The organism is Streptantibioticus ferralitis (assembly GCF_029223525.1).
Classification (GTDB): Bacteria; Actinomycetota; Actinomycetes; order Streptomycetales; family Streptomycetaceae; genus Streptantibioticus_A; species Streptantibioticus_A ferralitis.
The window spans coordinates 94,098-109,390 of sequence record NZ_JARHTQ010000002.1 but is presented as its reverse complement, the minus strand read 5'-3'; the positions used below and the strand labels follow the sequence as shown (position 1 = coordinate 109,390).

The 15,293-nt window shown below is 70.3% G+C and carries 17 protein-coding genes and 1 pseudogene; 11 read left to right on the top strand and 7 right to left on the bottom strand.

What is annotated here, in order from left to right; genetic code table 11:
* Nucleotides 1-79 precede the first annotated feature (79 nt).
* From P2L57_RS03320 to P2L57_RS03310, 3 genes are all read left to right on the top strand, one after another.
* Nucleotides 80-1,099, top strand: a complete 1,020-nt coding sequence (locus P2L57_RS03320; RefSeq protein WP_275807912.1) for a zinc-binding alcohol dehydrogenase family protein — start codon at nucleotides 80-82, stop codon at nucleotides 1,097-1,099.
* Between the two features lie 192 nt (nucleotides 1,100-1,291).
* The gene (locus P2L57_RS03315; RefSeq protein WP_275807909.1) at nucleotides 1,292-2,296 is read left to right on the top strand and encodes an aldo/keto reductase family protein; all 1,005 of its coding nucleotides are present in this window, start codon (nucleotides 1,292-1,294) and stop codon (nucleotides 2,294-2,296) included.
* A gap of 159 nt (nucleotides 2,297-2,455) precedes the next feature.
* Entirely contained in the window at nucleotides 2,456-3,187 is a 732-nt protein-coding gene (locus P2L57_RS03310; RefSeq protein WP_275807906.1) for a VOC family protein, read from the top strand.
* Here the strand turns inward: P2L57_RS03310 and P2L57_RS03305 are convergent.
* Nucleotides 3,184-3,939, bottom strand: coding sequence for a bestrophin-like domain (locus tag P2L57_RS03305; protein ID WP_275807903.1), 756 nt, complete (start codon nucleotides 3,937-3,939; stop codon nucleotides 3,184-3,186). The two genes, P2L57_RS03310 and P2L57_RS03305, sit on opposite strands and share 4 nt — an antisense overlap.
* 99 nt (nucleotides 3,940-4,038) lie before the next feature.
* Nucleotides 4,039-4,881, bottom strand: a complete 843-nt coding sequence (locus P2L57_RS03300) for a hypothetical protein (protein ID WP_275807900.1) — start codon at nucleotides 4,879-4,881, stop codon at nucleotides 4,039-4,041.
* Nucleotides 4,882-5,196: 315 nt separating this feature from the next.
* Here P2L57_RS03300 and P2L57_RS03295 point away from each other — a divergent pair.
* Nucleotides 5,197-6,192, top strand: a pseudogene (locus P2L57_RS03295) (PP2C family protein-serine/threonine phosphatase).
* Here P2L57_RS03295 and P2L57_RS03290 read toward each other — a convergent pair.
* Both P2L57_RS03290 and P2L57_RS03285 read right to left on the bottom strand, forming a co-directional pair.
* The gene (locus P2L57_RS03290) at nucleotides 6,189-7,061 is read right to left on the bottom strand and encodes a chitosanase (RefSeq protein ID WP_275807898.1); all 873 of its coding nucleotides are present in this window, start codon (nucleotides 7,059-7,061) and stop codon (nucleotides 6,189-6,191) included. The pseudogene P2L57_RS03295 and the gene P2L57_RS03290 overlap by 4 nt on opposite strands.
* 533 nt (nucleotides 7,062-7,594) lie before the next feature.
* Nucleotides 7,595-7,885, bottom strand: coding sequence for a hypothetical protein (locus tag P2L57_RS03285; protein ID WP_275807894.1), 291 nt, complete (start codon nucleotides 7,883-7,885; stop codon nucleotides 7,595-7,597).
* Nucleotides 7,886-8,134: 249 nt separating this feature from the next.
* On the opposite strand from P2L57_RS03285, the gene P2L57_RS03280 reads away from it, so the two are divergent.
* Complete coding sequence (locus P2L57_RS03280; protein WP_275807891.1) at nucleotides 8,135-8,557, top strand: hypothetical protein; 423 nt, start codon at nucleotides 8,135-8,137, stop codon at nucleotides 8,555-8,557.
* Nucleotides 8,558-8,656: 99 nt separating this feature from the next.
* On the opposite strand, the gene P2L57_RS03275 is transcribed toward P2L57_RS03280, so the two are convergent.
* Nucleotides 8,657-9,040: an RNA-binding S4 domain-containing protein gene (locus P2L57_RS03275; RefSeq protein ID WP_275807888.1), complete on the bottom strand. Its 384-nt coding sequence runs from the start codon at nucleotides 9,038-9,040 to the stop codon at nucleotides 8,657-8,659.
* Between the two features lie 48 nt (nucleotides 9,041-9,088).
* On the opposite strand from P2L57_RS03275, the gene P2L57_RS03270 reads away from it, so the two are divergent.
* From P2L57_RS03270 to P2L57_RS03255, 4 genes are all read left to right on the top strand, one after another.
* Nucleotides 9,089-9,421, top strand: a complete 333-nt coding sequence (locus P2L57_RS03270; RefSeq protein WP_275807885.1) for a DUF8825 domain-containing protein — start codon at nucleotides 9,089-9,091, stop codon at nucleotides 9,419-9,421.
* Nucleotides 9,422-9,467: 46 nt separating this feature from the next.
* Nucleotides 9,468-10,112 (top strand): TetR/AcrR family transcriptional regulator, encoded by a 645-nt coding sequence (locus tag P2L57_RS03265; protein ID WP_275807882.1) that lies wholly within the window; start codon nucleotides 9,468-9,470, stop codon nucleotides 10,110-10,112.
* Complete coding sequence (locus P2L57_RS03260; RefSeq protein WP_275807879.1) at nucleotides 10,109-11,017, top strand: VC0807 family protein; 909 nt, start codon at nucleotides 10,109-10,111, stop codon at nucleotides 11,015-11,017. Before P2L57_RS03265 ends, P2L57_RS03260 begins: the two co-directional genes overlap by 4 nt.
* Before the next feature lie 172 nt (nucleotides 11,018-11,189).
* Nucleotides 11,190-11,720, top strand: coding sequence for a ribonuclease FAU-1 family protein (locus P2L57_RS03255; protein ID WP_275807876.1), 531 nt, complete (start codon nucleotides 11,190-11,192; stop codon nucleotides 11,718-11,720).
* A 4-nt stretch (nucleotides 11,721-11,724) separates the two neighbouring features.
* Here P2L57_RS03255 and hpnH read toward each other — a convergent pair whose 3' ends face one another.
* Nucleotides 11,725-12,729 carry an adenosyl-hopene transferase HpnH gene (gene hpnH, locus P2L57_RS03250; protein ID WP_275807872.1) on the bottom strand — a complete coding sequence of 335 codons (1,005 nt, stop codon included), beginning with the start codon at nucleotides 12,727-12,729 and terminating at the stop codon, nucleotides 11,725-11,727.
* A 109-nt stretch (nucleotides 12,730-12,838) separates the two neighbouring features.
* Between hpnH and P2L57_RS03245 the strand changes: the two genes are divergently transcribed.
* On the top strand, nucleotides 12,839-13,489 hold the full coding sequence (locus P2L57_RS03245; protein WP_275807869.1) for a TetR/AcrR family transcriptional regulator: 651 nt from the start codon (nucleotides 12,839-12,841) through the stop codon (nucleotides 13,487-13,489).
* On the opposite strand, the gene P2L57_RS03240 is transcribed toward P2L57_RS03245, so the two are convergent.
* The gene (locus tag P2L57_RS03240) at nucleotides 13,381-14,262 is read right to left on the bottom strand and encodes a (2Fe-2S)-binding protein (protein WP_275807866.1); all 882 of its coding nucleotides are present in this window, start codon (nucleotides 14,260-14,262) and stop codon (nucleotides 13,381-13,383) included. The two genes, P2L57_RS03245 and P2L57_RS03240, sit on opposite strands and share 109 nt — an antisense overlap.
* A gap of 376 nt (nucleotides 14,263-14,638) precedes the next feature.
* Between P2L57_RS03240 and P2L57_RS03235 the strand changes: the two genes are divergently transcribed.
* Nucleotides 14,639-15,262 carry an acetate uptake transporter gene (locus tag P2L57_RS03235; protein ID WP_275807863.1) on the top strand — a complete coding sequence of 208 codons (624 nt, stop codon included), beginning with the start codon at nucleotides 14,639-14,641 and terminating at the stop codon, nucleotides 15,260-15,262.
* Nucleotides 15,263-15,293 lie beyond the last annotated feature (31 nt).

Below are 15,293 nucleotides of genomic sequence, written 5' to 3'. Positions count from 1 at the left end.
GAATACTCGCCGGGTCAGCACGGTGGTGCCGCCTTGTGCCGAACGTTTGGGTGAGGACGACTGGTGGTACGGGGGTGGCATGTCCGAGACCATGCGCGCGGTGGTGCTCAGCCAGCCCGGCGGTGTGGAGAACCTGAGGGTGACGAACCTGCCGCTTCCCGAGCCCGGACCGGGTTGGGTGAGGATCGCGGTGCGCGCGTTCGGCCTCAACCGTTCGGAGTTGCACACCCGGCTCGGTCTCGCGGAAGGTGTCACGTTCCCCAGGGTGCTGGGCATCGAATGCGTTGGCGTCGTGGACCAAGCGCCGGACGGCGGCCTGGCGCCCGGCCAGCAGGTGGTCGCCATGATGGGTGGAATGGGGCGGACCTTCGACGGCGGCTATGCCGAGTACACCGTGGTGCCGCGCTCGTCGGTGATCCCGTTCCGTTCGGAGCTGCCCTGGCATGTCATCGGCGCGGTACCGGAGTCGCTGCAGACCGCGTACGGGTCGCTGGCCACCGGTCTGGATCTGCGGGCGGGGCAGACCCTGCTCATCCGGGGCGGCACGTCCTCCGTGGGGCTCGCTGCGGCGGCGCTGGCCAAGGATGTCGGGGCGACCGTACTCGCCACGACGCGCCGCCCCGAGCGCACGGAGTCGCTGCTCCGGCACGGGGTGGACCATGTCGTGGTCGACGACGGCCGGATCGCCGAACAGGTGCGGTCCCTGGTGCCGGGCGGTGTGGACGCGGCCCTGGAACTCGTCGGCACACCGACGCTGCCGGACACCCTGGCCGCCACCCGTGTCCACGGAACGGTGTGCTTCACCGGGATGCTCTCCAACGAGTGGATCGTGCCGGACTTCTACCCCGTCGGCTACCTGCCCAAGGGGGTGCGGCTGACCGCGTACGGGGGCGAGAGCTCGGACCTGCCCGCGGACGTACTGCAGGCGTGCCTGGACAGGATCGCGGCCGGGGAACTCAGCCTCGGCGAACCACGCGTCTATGCGCTGGACGAGATCCGGCAGGCCCACGATGACATGGAACACAACCGCGCGGTCGGCAAGTTGGTCGTCCTCATCGACGGCTCGGTCCAGGAAATGCCGTTCGGGGCGGAGGTCTGACGGCACGACAGCCAGGGCCGACAGCGGTGGCTCCGACCGCCGCTGGGTCATGCCGGCGACGTCGGATCCGGGTGAGACGACGCGCCAGAGCAGCGCTGCCCGCCCGTCCAGCGGCGGGCGCTGCGAAGGCGTCATGACGGCATTGTGCGCCTGCTCGCCTTCTGATGGGCGGTCCAACTAGATTGAACCTTCGTGGAACACCGTCATCTCGGCCGAGGCGGCATGCTCATCAGCGAGATCGCCTACGGCAACTGGCTCACCCATGGTTCCCAGGTCGAGGAGGACACCGCGACCGACTGCGTGCACGCGGCCCTCGACGCCGGTATCACCACCTTCGACACCGCGGACGTCTATGCGGACACTCGCGCGGAATCCGTCCTGGGCCGCGCGCTGAAGGGCGAGCGGCGCGAAGGACTGGAGATCTTCACCAAGGTCTACTGGCCCACCGGTCCCGGCCCGAACGACCGTGGCCTGTCCCGCAAGCACCTCATGGAGTCCATCGACAACTCGCTGCGTAGGCTGCAGACGGAGTACGTCGACCTCTACCAGGCGCACCGCTTCGACCGGTTCACCCCGCTCGAGGAGACGATGGAGGCCTGCGCGGACATCGTCCACGCCGGTAAGGCGCACTACATCGGTGTGTCGGAGTGGACCGCCGCCCAGATCCGCCACGCACATGCGCTCGCCCGCGAACTGCGCGTCCCGCTGGTCTCCAGCCAGCCGCAGTACTCCATGCTGTGGCGGGTCATCGAGGCCGAGGTGGTCCCGGCGTGCGCGGAACTCGGCATCGGCCAGATCGTCTGGTCGCCGATCGCCCAAGGGGTGCTCACCGGGAAGTACCAGCCGGGGCAGCCGCCGCCGGACGGCTCGCGTGCCACGGACGACAAGGGCGGCGCGGACGTCATCAGCCGGTTCCTGCGCGACGAGGTGCTGGAGCGGGTGCAGCTGCTGCGCCCGCTCGCCGCCGAGGCCGGGCTCACCCTCGCCCAGCTCGCGGTCGCCTGGGTGCTGCAGAACCCGAATGTGTCGGCCGCGATCGTTGGCGCCTCCCGCCCGGCACAGGTCGGGGAGAACGCCAAGGCTTCGGGCGTCCGGCTGGAGCCGGACCTGATGGCGCGGATCAGCGAGATCACGGCACCGGTCGCCGTCACCGACCCGGTCAGGACCTACGAGCAGACACCGGCGCAGCGGCCCTGAACCCGTCCCTCCGGACAACGAGCGACATCGCATCGCCCGGCATAAGCTGAGTGAGGTCCGCGAGGGCCGGACAGGTGTTGCTGCCCCGCGGACGGGAGATCAGACGTGTCCGTAATGCGGAAAGGCTGCGTGTACGGCGCTCCCTGCTGGGTCGGCCTCATGGCCCGCGACCTGGGTGCGGCCACCGGCTTCTACGGACCACTGCTCGGCTGGCGCTTCGAGCCCGGGCCGGAGCGGTGGGGGCCGTATCTGCGGGTGTACTCCGACGGCTGGGAGGTCGCCGGAATCGGTGAGGTGGCCAAGCGCTGGGAGCTCGCCGTCACCTGGACCACGTACTTCGGCACCGAGGACGCCAACGCCACCGCCGCCTCGATCAGGGAGCGCGGCGGCACCGTGGCCGTCGGCCCGCTGGAGTTCGACGCCGGGCGGCTGGCACTGGCCTCCGACCCGGCGGGCGCCTCCTTCGGCGTCTGGGAGGGGAAACGCAGCTCCCGCACTCGGGAGCAGCCGATCGGATCCCCCGTGTGGATCGAGCTGCGCACCCGGGACGCCTTCGACTCGGCTCTCTTCTACGGCCAGGTGTTCGGCTGGGACCAGGAGGACCCCGAGCGCTACGAGGTGCGCTACGAGCACGACCGGGTGGTGCTGCGGGTGGACGGGCACAGCGTGGCGGCCCTACGCGGTGGCGGTATGGAGGCGGCCATGGACCCCCGGGTCCGCCCCCGCTGGCATGTGTACTTCTCGGTGGCCGATGTCGACGCCACGGTTGAGCGGGCCGTGAAGCTGGGCGGCGAGATCACCGGCGAGCCGCAGGACTCCGCCTACGGCCGGGTCGCCGGACTGCGCGACGCCGAGGGCGGGCTGTTCTCCGTGATCAGCAAGCACCGCTAGCTCGGGAAGTACCGGGTGAAGGCCTCCGCGTCGACGCCGAGCGCACCGCCGAACGGTATGTCGAGCTGGTGGATGAGCACGATCAGAAAGACGATGAAGCAGGTCAGGCCCATCACCATCACCAGATGGCTGGCCCGGCGCTGGACCCCGAACAGGAACATGAAGCCCACGGTCAGTCCGCCGCCGATGAACAGTCCGGCCCACAACACGTTCGACAGCCGACTCTGTGCGTCCGACTCCCGTCCACGGCGTGCCTCGTCCAGCACCGACAACTGGGCCATCGCCTCCTGTCCGGCGTTCTGCTGGGCGGCGCCGGTGGGTTGCGCCGTCTCGTAGGTGTCCCGGAGCCGGTCGAGGAGCTGCCAGCCCGAGGGGCTGAGCGGCTGGCGCCGGGTCATCTCGACCCATTCGCCGCTGGTCACCTCGTGCGCGTAGGAGCGGGCGGTCGCCCTGGCCTGCTGTTCCGCGGCGGGCGGCAGCGCGTCGGCGAGCAGATAGACCTGGTGCAGGGCGCCCGCCTCGGCCTGCACATGCGCCTCCGCGCTGGAGTGGGTGTCCCACACCGATACCAGCGCGAGCCCGAGGACCAGCGCGTAGATCACGCCGATCATCATGGAGATGTACTCGGCAACGGCCTCACGCGGCTCCTCATCGGGTTTGGGCGGGAAGACGCGGTGCTTGACCACGACACAGGCGACCGCGACCAGGCCACCGCCGAGGACGATGCCCAGGATGCTGAGCAGAGCGAACAAACGAACCTCCCCAACTGTTCGCCACGCAGCCGTCCTTGTGCGGCTGCCGTGGCACCGGATCCGGCGGCGCGGCGGGCGGCGGCGCCACCGTGGACCTGGTCACCGAGCCCGCGAGGCGGAACGGGCACCCGCCGCGACCCCGGCCACCACGGCCGGAAGCAGAACGAGGAAGAGCGCTCCGGCGGTGGACAACCCCGCCGGTGCCGCCACCGCGGCCCGCGGCGCGCGCCGCGGGAACACCACCGGATGAGGCACGACCACCCTCGGGGACGGCGCGGCGTGAGCGATACCGGGCGGCGGCCCGGAGACCGGCGGTGGGCTGGGCGGATTTGATGGTTGCGCGGCAGGCGGATCCCGCCTCGGCGGATCCTGCCTAGGCTGATCCTGACTCGGCGGATCCGGCATCCGCTGTTCGGGCACACCGCAGCTGCGGTCAGCCATCCCGGTGAGCCGCCGCAGTACCGGCGCGCTGTCCGAGTTGCGTACGGTGGCGATGCTGCCCGAGACATCGACCGAGCGCAGCGGGCCACAGGCGGCGGCCCGCACGGACGACTCACATGCCCTCGGGCCCAGTGCGGGCAGCGCCATCGCGCGGCCCAGACCGTGCGGGCAGCGCAGCGGACGGCCCAGGCCCGGCGCGGTCGGCGACCAGGAGTGCCGGAAGGCGGATCGTCCGAAGCCCGGCAGCCCTGGAACTGGCGGAGGGCGGACACCCCAGCCGGACATCGCGGCTCCCCCGGTCCCTGATCCGGGCGCCCCCGGCCAGCTCATCGCGTACCCGACCCCGCCGCCCGCCACGACCAGCGCTCCCCCGAGCAGCAGTCCTACGGCAACCGCGACCAGGCGGCCGACGCCCCACCGGTGGGGCGAGCACGGTGCCACCCACCGCACGCCCCCGCCCGTCATCGCACCGCGCCGCCCCATCTCGTCCCACGCGAACATGGGCCCCGCCCCCTCACCGCCGTCCCCAGACGCGGAACGGTTTCCGCGCCACTCCCCCGGCGAGCGGGCCCTCGCGTCCCCCTGGCCGCGAGGTGGCCCTGCTCGCCCCGCGATCCAGCCTGTCCACGAGAAGCGTGGGCTAGGCGGACACGCCGAGTAGATTCACGCGATAGGCGGGCATCGCGGCTGACCAGGTTTGACCTGCCGGGCGGCACTGAGTCCCGCCCCGCGGTTCTCGACCACCGGGGGCGTGGGCCGCGGCGGACAAGGGGTGCGGACGTGTGCGGTGCCGGTCAGGGGGTGTCAGCAGGACTCATGCGCTTCCGGTACCGCTTGGCCGCGTTGTGGAGCTCCTGGCAGCCGGGCCCAGCGCTGGTCACGGTCCCGGTGGCGCTGATGGCCGTGATCGCCGCTGCCGACATCCTGTCACCGCCCGACATCCATCTCGGACCGCTGCTGGTCGTCGCCCCCGCGCTCACGGCCTCCTTCGCGGGCCCCGGCCCACGGCGCTCACTCGGTCTCCGAGGCCACCCACCGCGTGGTGCTGCGCCCGCTGCCCACCCAGCTCGGGCCGCTGCGGATCGCCTCGCGCCATCGCGCCGCCGAGGCGGAGTCGCACATCGGGAGTGATCTGTACGCGGTCGCCCGCACCAGCAGCAGTACCGGCTGATCATCGGAGACGTCCGGGGCAAGGGCCTGGCGTCGATCAATGACACCGCACTGCTGCCGGGGGCGTTTCGCGCGGCGGCACACCGCCAGGCACCGCTTCCCGAGCTGATGGCCCATCTGGAGGGCAGTGTCTGCTGGGCGCTGGCCGAACTCGCGGAAACCGGCGGCGCGGGCGGGGAAGCCGAGCAGGAGGTCGGGGAGCGCTTCGTCACCGCCGCCCTGCTCGACATCCCCGACGACCGGCCGGAGGTCCTTGTGATCAGTTGCGGGCACCCGACGCCGCCGCTGCTACCCGACGGGCGGGTGCCCCCGCTCAACGTGCCGTACCCCGCACCGCCGTTGGGGCTTGGAGACCTGTCCGCGGCGGAGTACGACGTGGTCACCTTCGCCTTCGTGCAAGGCGATCTGCTGCTCCTGTACACCGACGGCGTGACCGGGGCCAGGAACCGCGACGGCGTCTTCTATCCGCTCGCCTCCCGTGTCACCGGCTGGACGAAGTGCGAACCGGAGCAGTTGCTGAGCCACATCACGGACGACCTGCGGGCGTACGTCGCCGGGCCGTTGGACGACGCCGCCGCGGCGATCGCGGTGCGGCGCACGCGGCCGGCGGAACCGGGCGGGGATCTGCCGGTCCGGCGCTAGTGGTCGATGCTGTAGCTGTCGCCGTACACCTTCCAGTGCAGCGGCGGGTTCAGGTCCAGGTTGCCGTTCCTGACGAAGACCCGCTGCTCGGTGTCCACGCGGCTGGTGTCGCTGTGCGCCTCCTCCGACTTCATGGCGACCTTGCGGGCGTCGAGGTAGGCGTTGAGGTACGCGGTCTCGTCACCGCCCTGCGCGGGCGTCTTCGCCTTCCGCATCGCGGTCGCCCGGATCCAGCCGAAGCTGTACTTGTCGTTGCCGGGGCCGTGCATCACGATCGCGTCGTAGTAGATGAACTGGCCGAGCGTGCCCAGGCCGTCGGATTTCGCCTGGGACACCGCGGGGTTGAAGTAGACGCGGTCGCGCTCGGCGTTCTGGGCCTGCTGGAAGACCGGATCGGCGGCGGCCTTCTTCCAGTCACTGGTGAAGTTCGGGTCCAGGCCCGCGTGCGAGGCCGTCCCGTTGACCTTGCGCAGCGCGGGCAGGTACTTGGCGAGGATGTTGCCCGGCTTCGTCCGGGTGTACGCGTTGACCAGGTCCAACATGTCGCCGGTGCCCGAACAGAATCCGATGATGCCGGCCGTGTAGCCACGGCCGTCGCCTATGTCCTCGATGTACTTGTACTGGGCCTTCCAGTCCAGCGTGGAGTTCTCCGCGCTGGAGACCAGCTCCATCGCGATCTCCTTCTTGCGGGGATCGTCCAGACCTGCCCCTGACGCCTTCTGGGTGACACTGTGGCTCGCGGCCGGGACCGGCTCGGTCGCGTTCCCGGCGGCGGCCACGGCCAGTGGGATGGCTCCCGCGACGAGCACACCGGCCGAGACAAGTAGCGTGAGGTGCTTACGGGATCGTCCTGCGGGGTGATGGCGCACGTGTCTCTCCGTTTCCATCGGCTCCGTTAGGAAAGTTTCCTAACGTATTGCCGGGCATTGAAGCACCATCACCAACGATCGCCAAGTACCTCGCCGCCATAGACTGGTTGGGCACAGGCCGCAGCACGTTGCCGCGGCACTGTCAGACCCCGGTGACAGGATGGCGACCATGATGTCGACACCCGAACGACCCATCCCGCCACTCAACCCCGATGAGCGCACCACGCCGGGGAGTTGACTCGACTTCCACCGGACCACCCTCGCCATGAAGTGCCAGGGCCTCGACGAAGCCCGACTACGGGAGGCCTCCGCGACAGCCTCGCCGATGCCACTGCCGGGCATCGTCCAACACAGGGGTGACCTCCGCCCCGCACCAACGCCGCGTTCGCGCAAGCGTCACGCCTCCGGGGCGACGTCCAAGCCCACTTGACCGCAGGGTACGAAGAGTTGTCCGAGCCTTACCGACGTGCCGTTGTGCGCGGACGGGACGGTGGGGCGCCGGTGGAAGGGACACGGCAGGCCGAGGAAGGATGTCAACGCCTGGGCGGCACCGCGTAGTTACGCCGTCCGACCAGTGGCACCAGCGCGCGCCGCCGGATACCGCTGGGCCATGGCGGCTGCTCCGCCAACGCCGCCCACTCCCTGTCGTGCTGGCCCGGCACGCTGCGCCCGGCGCGAACCCAGCCCCGCGCCAGCGCCTCATAGATCGGCACCTCGGAGATCAGCGCGCCAGCGTGACGCGGAATCGATTCTTCGCGGCGCGAGTCCACGTGCCGCGCGGAGAGGCCGCCGAGAAGCCCCCAGTGCGTTGTCACCGTCGTCATATACGGACAACGCCCGTTTTCGGCAGGCGGTCACAGCGCGCCGCGGGCGTTCACCCGGACGGGACGCCGCCTCACGCCAGTTCGATACCCACCCACTGGGCGGCGCCCGGTGCGGCTGTTGCAAGACGGTGACAATGCGCCTACAACGCATTCGTGTGATGGAACGTCTTTTCAGGTGAGACCACACCAATGGCGAATTCCTCGCCTTTGACGCAAAGACTGATGTTCCACACTGAAAGGAACATATCCATGATCGCTACCAAGCGGCACTCCCTGCGCATCGCCGCGGTCGGCGCCATCGGCGCGGCCTCCGTCGCCCTGGCGGGCACCGCCATGGCGGCCACCCCGGCCGCGCACACCGCCCCCTCGGCCGCCGTCACACAGCAGGCCGCCGCGACCAAGGCCAGCATCACCGCGAAGCCGTCGGTGTCGTCGGTCCGCGCGTGGCAGCTGTTCCGGGTCACCGGCAAGACGACCGGCCTCAAGGCGGGCAGCAATGTGACCCTGCAGCAGAAGCAGCACGGCAAGTGGGTGACACTGCCCGCCTCCGCACCCATCTCACGGAGCGGCAGCTACTCGCTGGGCGTCAAGCTCGGCCTGAAGGGCAAGAACGACCTGCGCATCGTCAACGGCAGCACCGCCTCGGCCGTGTTCAACGTGACGGTCCGCTGACGCTCGTCCAGCGAACCCCGCCGGGTAAATCGTTTGGCCGCCCACATGGTGGCCGACTCGCGCCGCCCCGACGCCGATAGCGGCGTCGGGGCAGTCGCGTTACGGCGCCGGGCGGCCGCGCAGGCGTTCCATATCGCGGCGATCGCGCTTCGTCGGACGGCCGGTCCCGCGGTCGCGCTGGGCGACCGCGGCGACATCCTCGCGCGGCGGTGGCGGGGGGCTGTTATCGATGAAGCACTCCGCGGCGACGGGCGCTCCGACGCGCTTTCGCACAACACGCGTGACGACGACGATCCTCTCCCGACCGGCGTGATGCAGCCGCACCTCGTCGCCGAGCCGCACCGCGTGGGCGGGCTTGACGCGTTCGCCGTTGACGCGGACGTGTCCACCCTTACACGCCGAGGCGGCCAGCGAACGCGTCTTGGTGAGCCGTACCGACCAGATCCAGCTGTCGACCCGTACGGTCCCCTCGCCTGAAGCCATGCCATGACCTTACGGCGAACGGTAATCGAACAGAGGTACTATTCAAGGGTGGCATCCTTTTCCTTCCCCGACGACCTGCGCGCCCTGCAACGCGAGCTCCACGCCGTGCGCAACGAGCTCACCGCCCTGCACGCCCAGCTGCCGCCACACCCGGCGGGCACCGAGGCGCACGTCGACGAGGACGGTGTCGAACACCTGGCGACCCGCGCCTGGACCGACGAGGAGCGACGCACGGTGGACGCCCTGTGGGTCCGGCAACGGCAACTGGCGCACGCGGTGACGGTGCACCCCTTCTGGTCGACTCTCGACACCGACCGCATCGCGGCCCGTGCGGCGCTCAAACACCTGGACGACGACACCGCCGAGGCAACGCAGCCCTGACAACGCCGCACGTTTGAGCATTACTCGGCCGAGGAATTAGTTACTCATGCGAGTAACCAGGGGGGACGCCGGGGACACACCGGCACCAGCACAGCATTCACCCGCCGCGGCCGCCCGGCGGACGCAGATCGTGACGGCGGCGATCGAGACCATCGCCGAACTCGGTTACGCCCAGGCGTCGTTCGCCCGGATCGCCGAGCGGGCGGGCATCTCCAGCACTCGACTGATCTCCTACCACTTCGGCACCAAAGACGAGCTGATGGACCAGATCGTCGCCGAGATCGCCATCGGCGCGGACCGGATGATCGCCGAACAGGTGGCATCGCAGACGACCTCCGCCGGTGCGCTGCACGCCCGGATCGAGGCGCAGTTGCACTGGATCGCGCGCTGTCCGGCGCAGGTGCGGGCGCTGTACGAGATCTCCATGAACGCCCGCGGAACGGACGGTTCGCTGCGCTACGGCATGGCCGCTTCGGCGCGCGCCAACGTCGGCGCCCTGGGGCCGATCCTGCGCGAAGGGCAGGATCGCGGGGAGTTCCGGGCGTTCGACACCGAGCTGATGGCGCTCACCATCAAGTCGGCGATCGACGCGGCGATCGTACGGATGTGGCAGCCGCCGTGTCTGAGCGTCGAGGAGTGCGTCCGTGAGATCACCACCATGGTCGCGCTCGCCACCCGGCAGGAGCCATGACCACACCGGCCTCCCGGCCGAGCGGCCGGCGGACCGCCATGACCCTGCTGGCCGACATCGGGCTTCCGCTGCTCCTGTACTACGGGCTGCGCGCCGCCGACGTGGGCATCCACCCGGCGCTGGTGGCGGCGGCCATCGCTCCTGCGGCCAGCGCGGCCCTGCAGTTGCTGCGCGATCGCAGGCTCGACGGCATGGCCGTCTTCATCGCGGCGATCATGCTGCTCGGCCTCGCGGCGTCCCTGATCTCCGGGAGCACCCGGTTCATGCTGGCCAAGGACGGCTGGGTGTCGGCTGTCGCCGGTCTGTGGTTCCTGGCCTCGGCGTGGGCCCGTCAACCACTGCTCTTCCACGGTGCGCGCCCGCTGCTTGAGGGCCGGTTCCGCTCCGATGGGACCTCCTGGGACGTGCTGTGGGAGCGGGAGCCCGCCTTCCGCCGCATCTGGCGGGTCTCGACCGTCATCTGGGCGGTGGCGATGCTGGCCGACGCCGCCGTACGCGTGGTCATGGCGTACACGCTGCCGGTCGACACCGTGCCCGCGCTGGGTGCCGCACTGTGGCCCGCCACGCTGCTGCTGCTCCAGGTGGTGAACGGGGTCTACTACGAGGTCGCGGGCCTGTGGCGGATAACCGGCGGGTTGCCCCGCGACGGCGGTCGGGCGCACGGATCGCCCGACATGCACACTCGCGCGCCTCGTGCCAGCCTGGGGAGCACCCAGAGATCCACAGGAGGTGCGGACATGGGCGTGACGGACGACTTCAAGCGCAAGGCCAAGGAAATGGCGGAGAAGGCCAGGGCGCAGCGCGAAGCCCAGCGCGCCGGCAAGGCCCGGGAGAGCGCCGCGCAGACCGAAGAGGACCTGCCCAACAAGACGCAGGACCTCAGGGACAAGCCCGAGAACAAGTAACCACCGCGGTGTGTCGGACGAGTGAGGGGCCCGCTGTACGGCGGGCCCCTCCTCCGTGTCCCGCCCCCTGGCGCCCGCGCCGGACCTCCCGCGGCCGGAAATTCGGTGGTCATCGCCCGTGCACTGCGCGAGGCTCGGGGCCATCCGCGCACCGCGTCGAAGTGAGGAACCGATGACCGCCGAGGACAGCTCCGGCACGCCCGTACCGTCCGTACCGCTCACGCCGGGCAGCGAGGTGACGGTGCGGCTGGTCAAGCATCCGCGCCCGGATGTCCGCTATCCCGCGGTGGTGATGTCCGACGACGGTACGCATCTGGTGGTGCGTGCGCCATGGGCCGGACCGGCGGTCCGGGACTTCGGGTACGTGGCGTTCGAACGCGGCGATGTCTTCACCGAGCACTACTGGCGGGACCGCTGGTACTCGGTCAAGGAGGTGCGCACCGCGTCGGGTGCGCTGAAGGGCTGGTACTGCGATGTCGCCCGGCCCGCACGGGTGGCGACGGGTTCGGTTGTCGTCGAGGACCTGGACCTGGACCTGTGGCTGTCCGCCGATCGGTGCACGGTGCTGCGGCTCGACGAGGAGGAGTTCCTCGCCAGCGGCCTCGCCGGGCGCGACCCTGCGGCCTGTGATCGCGCCCGGCAAGCTCTCGACGAACTCGAACGCCTCGCCAGCGAGGGCTTCGGCGATCTGCTCGCCGCCTAGCGGGTCAGCCCGCGGTGATCGCCCGCAGCGACTCCTTGAGCGAGCCCATGGTGGCCAGTACCGCGGTGGGCTCGTATCCGCAGTGCGCCATGCAGTTGTCGCACCGCGGGTCCTTGCCACGGCCGTACCTGTCCCAGTCGGTGGTGTCCAGCAGTTCCTGGTACGTCGCCGCGTAGCCGTCCGACATCAGGTAGCAGGGCTTCTGCCAGCCGAACAGCGAGTACGAGGGGATCGCCCACGGCGTGCACTCGAAGTCGGTGCGGCCCTCCAGGAAGTCCAGGTACAGCTCCGAGTGGTTGAGCCGCCACTTGCGGCGCCTGCCGTCGGCGAACGCCTTCCTGAACAGTTGCCGCGTCTGCTCGACGCCGAGGAAACGGTTCTGGTCGGGTGCCTTCTCGTAGGCGTAGCCGGGCGAGATCTCCATCCGGTCGACTTTCAGGTCGTCATTGAGGTAGTCGAGCACCTCGATGATGTCCTGCGGGCTGTCGTTGTTGAAGAACGTGGAGTTGGTGTAGACCGCGAATCCGGCCGCCTTGGCCTGCCGGATCGCCTCGATGGCCTGGTCGAACACGCCCTCCTTGCTCACCGACTCGTCATGCCGCTCGCGCAGGCCGTCGATGTGCACCATCCACGCGAAATCGCGGTGCGGGGTGAACTTGTGGAGGTGCTTGGGGAGCAGCACGGCGTTGGTGCACAACACCACGAACTTGCCGCGTTTGATCAGCTCGCGGGTCATCAGATCGATATGCGGATGCATCAGCGGCTCACCACCGGCCAGCGAGACCATGGGCGCGCCGCACTCCTCCACCGCGCCGATCACCTGGGCGACCGGCATGCGCTGCTTGAGCACACCCGCCGGGTGCTGGATCTTGCCGCAGCCGTTGCACTTCAGGTTGCAGGCGAAAAGCGGTTCCACCTCCACGATGAGCGGGAACTTCTCACGCCGCCGCAGCTTCTGCCTGACCAGGTAACTGCCCATCTTGACGGTGAGGTTGAGCGGGAGTGCCATGATCCATGTCTCCGTTCCCGAGCCTCTACTGCTGACCCTGAGCCGGGACCGGCGATCCAGGAGCCCGGCCCCCTTCCAACATACAGTCTGTATGGAACAGGATGTACGTATGAAAGGCCCCCGATTTTCCGCCGGCCGCGGCAGCCGCCGTGCGGAACACGTCAGCGACACCCGGCGCGCCCTGGTGGAGGCGGCCAGAAGGCTGTTCGCCGAGCGCGGCTACGCCGCCACCGGAACCGAGGACATCGTCGGCGCGGCGCGGGTCACCCGAGGCGCGCTCTACCACCACTTCCGGGACAAGGCAGACCTGTTCCGCGCGGTGATGGCCGAGTGCGCCCAGGAGATGGCCGAGCGGCTGGTCGAACAGGAGACCCGCAGGGCCGAACGGGAGCCCGGAGACGCCTGGCAGTTGCTGCGCACCGGCTTCCAGTCCTTCCTCGACGCCTGTACGGACCCCGACTTCCAGCGGATCGTGCTGATCGAGGGGCCCGCGGTGCTGGGACACAGCGCCTGGGACGCGCTGGTCGAGGAGCACGGCTATCTGCTGCTGGCCGAGGCGCTCACCGAGGCCATCCGGGACAACCAGATCGAGGAACTCCCGCTCGCACCGCTGACCCGGATGCTCGCCGCGCTGATCTCCGAGGCCAGCCTCTACATCGCCCGCGCGGAGGACCATGAGCGGGCCCGCCAGGAGGCCGGACTGGTACTGGACCGGCTGCTGGCCGGGCTGTCCGCCCCCTCGGTGCCGAGCGGGGCCTGAGCCGGCGCTATCCCCGCCGCGGGGGCACGCAGTCGCCGCACGGCCCCGCCCCCGGGCACCCGGTAGTACAGGCAGCAGCCGCGGCGTGTGAAGGCGGGGTCCGGATCGCCGGACGCCGCCCGCACCGTCCCGGTGCCGTGCAGCGGCCGACGGATGAGCAGCCGTTCCGCCAGCTCCAGGGCTCGGTGGGCCGGGTCGGGACGGCCGTGGGTACGGCACCAGCCGTGCGGCAGGCGCAGCGACCCGGCCAGTGCCGAGCCCGCCTTCCCGCACAGCAGCCGCTGCGAGACATGGCAGAGCGAGCGGATCGCCCCGTGCAACGGCGCCAGGCGGCCGTCATCCACCGCCGCCTCCGACTGCCCCGCCGACTCGGGATCCGCTACCGGGGGCGCCACCGGCTCCGGCAGCCACAGGTCATCCGGTGCCATCCGGTCCGGATGCCACCACACCCGCTCCGGGGCCAGCGATGGCATCCGGCCGCACAGCACGGCCGAGCCGAGCGCGATCGACCACAACCGGGCGGCCAGCCCCTGGAAGACCAGCGCCCCCGCCACCCTCCGCTCTTCGGTACCCAGCCGCTCGGCCACCGCGGTCACCCGCCCCGCAAGCGGCGCCGCCGGATCGCGCGGACCGTGGCAGTCGGCAAGCGGCCGATATCCCTCACCGCCCGGCCCGTCCGCGGACGCCTCGGTCCGTAGGCCGAAGAACGGGCCGACCGCGGCGACCCGTCGCAGATCGCCCGCCGGCGACGGCTCATCGGGCGGTCGGGGCACGTTCGGGTCCTTCGCGAGGGGCGGGGCACAGGATCGCAACGCGGCGTCCCAGCGCAACCAGTCCGGTGGGCAGAACAGTTGGCCGAGCCCGTCCGCTCCCCACGATCAGCGGTACGCCAACTCCCCGCCAATGCCACGTCGTTACCGGCCGGAATCCGCCACCGCAGCGCACGGCGGCAGCTGTGCGCCGGGTGTATGCGTTCGATCACCACCAAGTGCGGTTCTCCGGCTACCGGGAGGGGTGAACTGGCCAGTTCCCGGGAAGTCTGGAGGCGAGTCTTCCGGTCGTCGGCGCACGTATCTGGTACGCAGGGCCAAACCCTCGCATCCGCGGCATCCCGGCATGCCCGGCCATTTGAGAGCAAGGAGTACGACCATGGCCGAAGCCAACCCAAGCTCCACCGCGCAGCTCGATGAACCGCGGCAGCTCACGGGCGACTCGATCGCCGATCCCGGCCCACTCGGGCTGGCCGCGTTCGCCAGCACGACCTTCGTCCTCAGCTGCTTCAACGCCAATCTGGTCGACGCGAGCCTGTCCGCCGTCGTCCTGCCGCTGGCCCTCTTCTACGGCGGCCTCGGCCAACTCCTCGCCGGAATGTGGGAGTTCCGCAAAGGCAACACCTTCGGCGCGACGGCGTTCAGCTCCTTCGGCGCCTTCTGGCTGTCCTTCGCCGGATACGTCAGGTCCATCGCACCGCATCTGCCCCCGGCCGACGCGCACCAGGCGACCGGCCTGTTCCTGCTGGCCTGGGCCATCTTCACGGTGTACATGACGGTGGCGGCGCTGAAGACGAGCGGGGCGGTGCTCGGTGTCTTCGTCTTCCTCTCGCTGACCTTCATCCTGCTGGCCGTGGGAGAGTTCGCGCAGTCCACCGGGATCACCAAGGTGGGTGGCTGGTTCGGTCTGGTCACCGCGGTGCTCGCGTGGTATGCGTCGTTCGCGGCGGTCACCAACGCGACCTGGCGGCGTCCGGCGCTTCCGACCTGGCCGAGGGGCTGAAGTCGGCGGCGGCTGCCCGCACGTCAAGTCC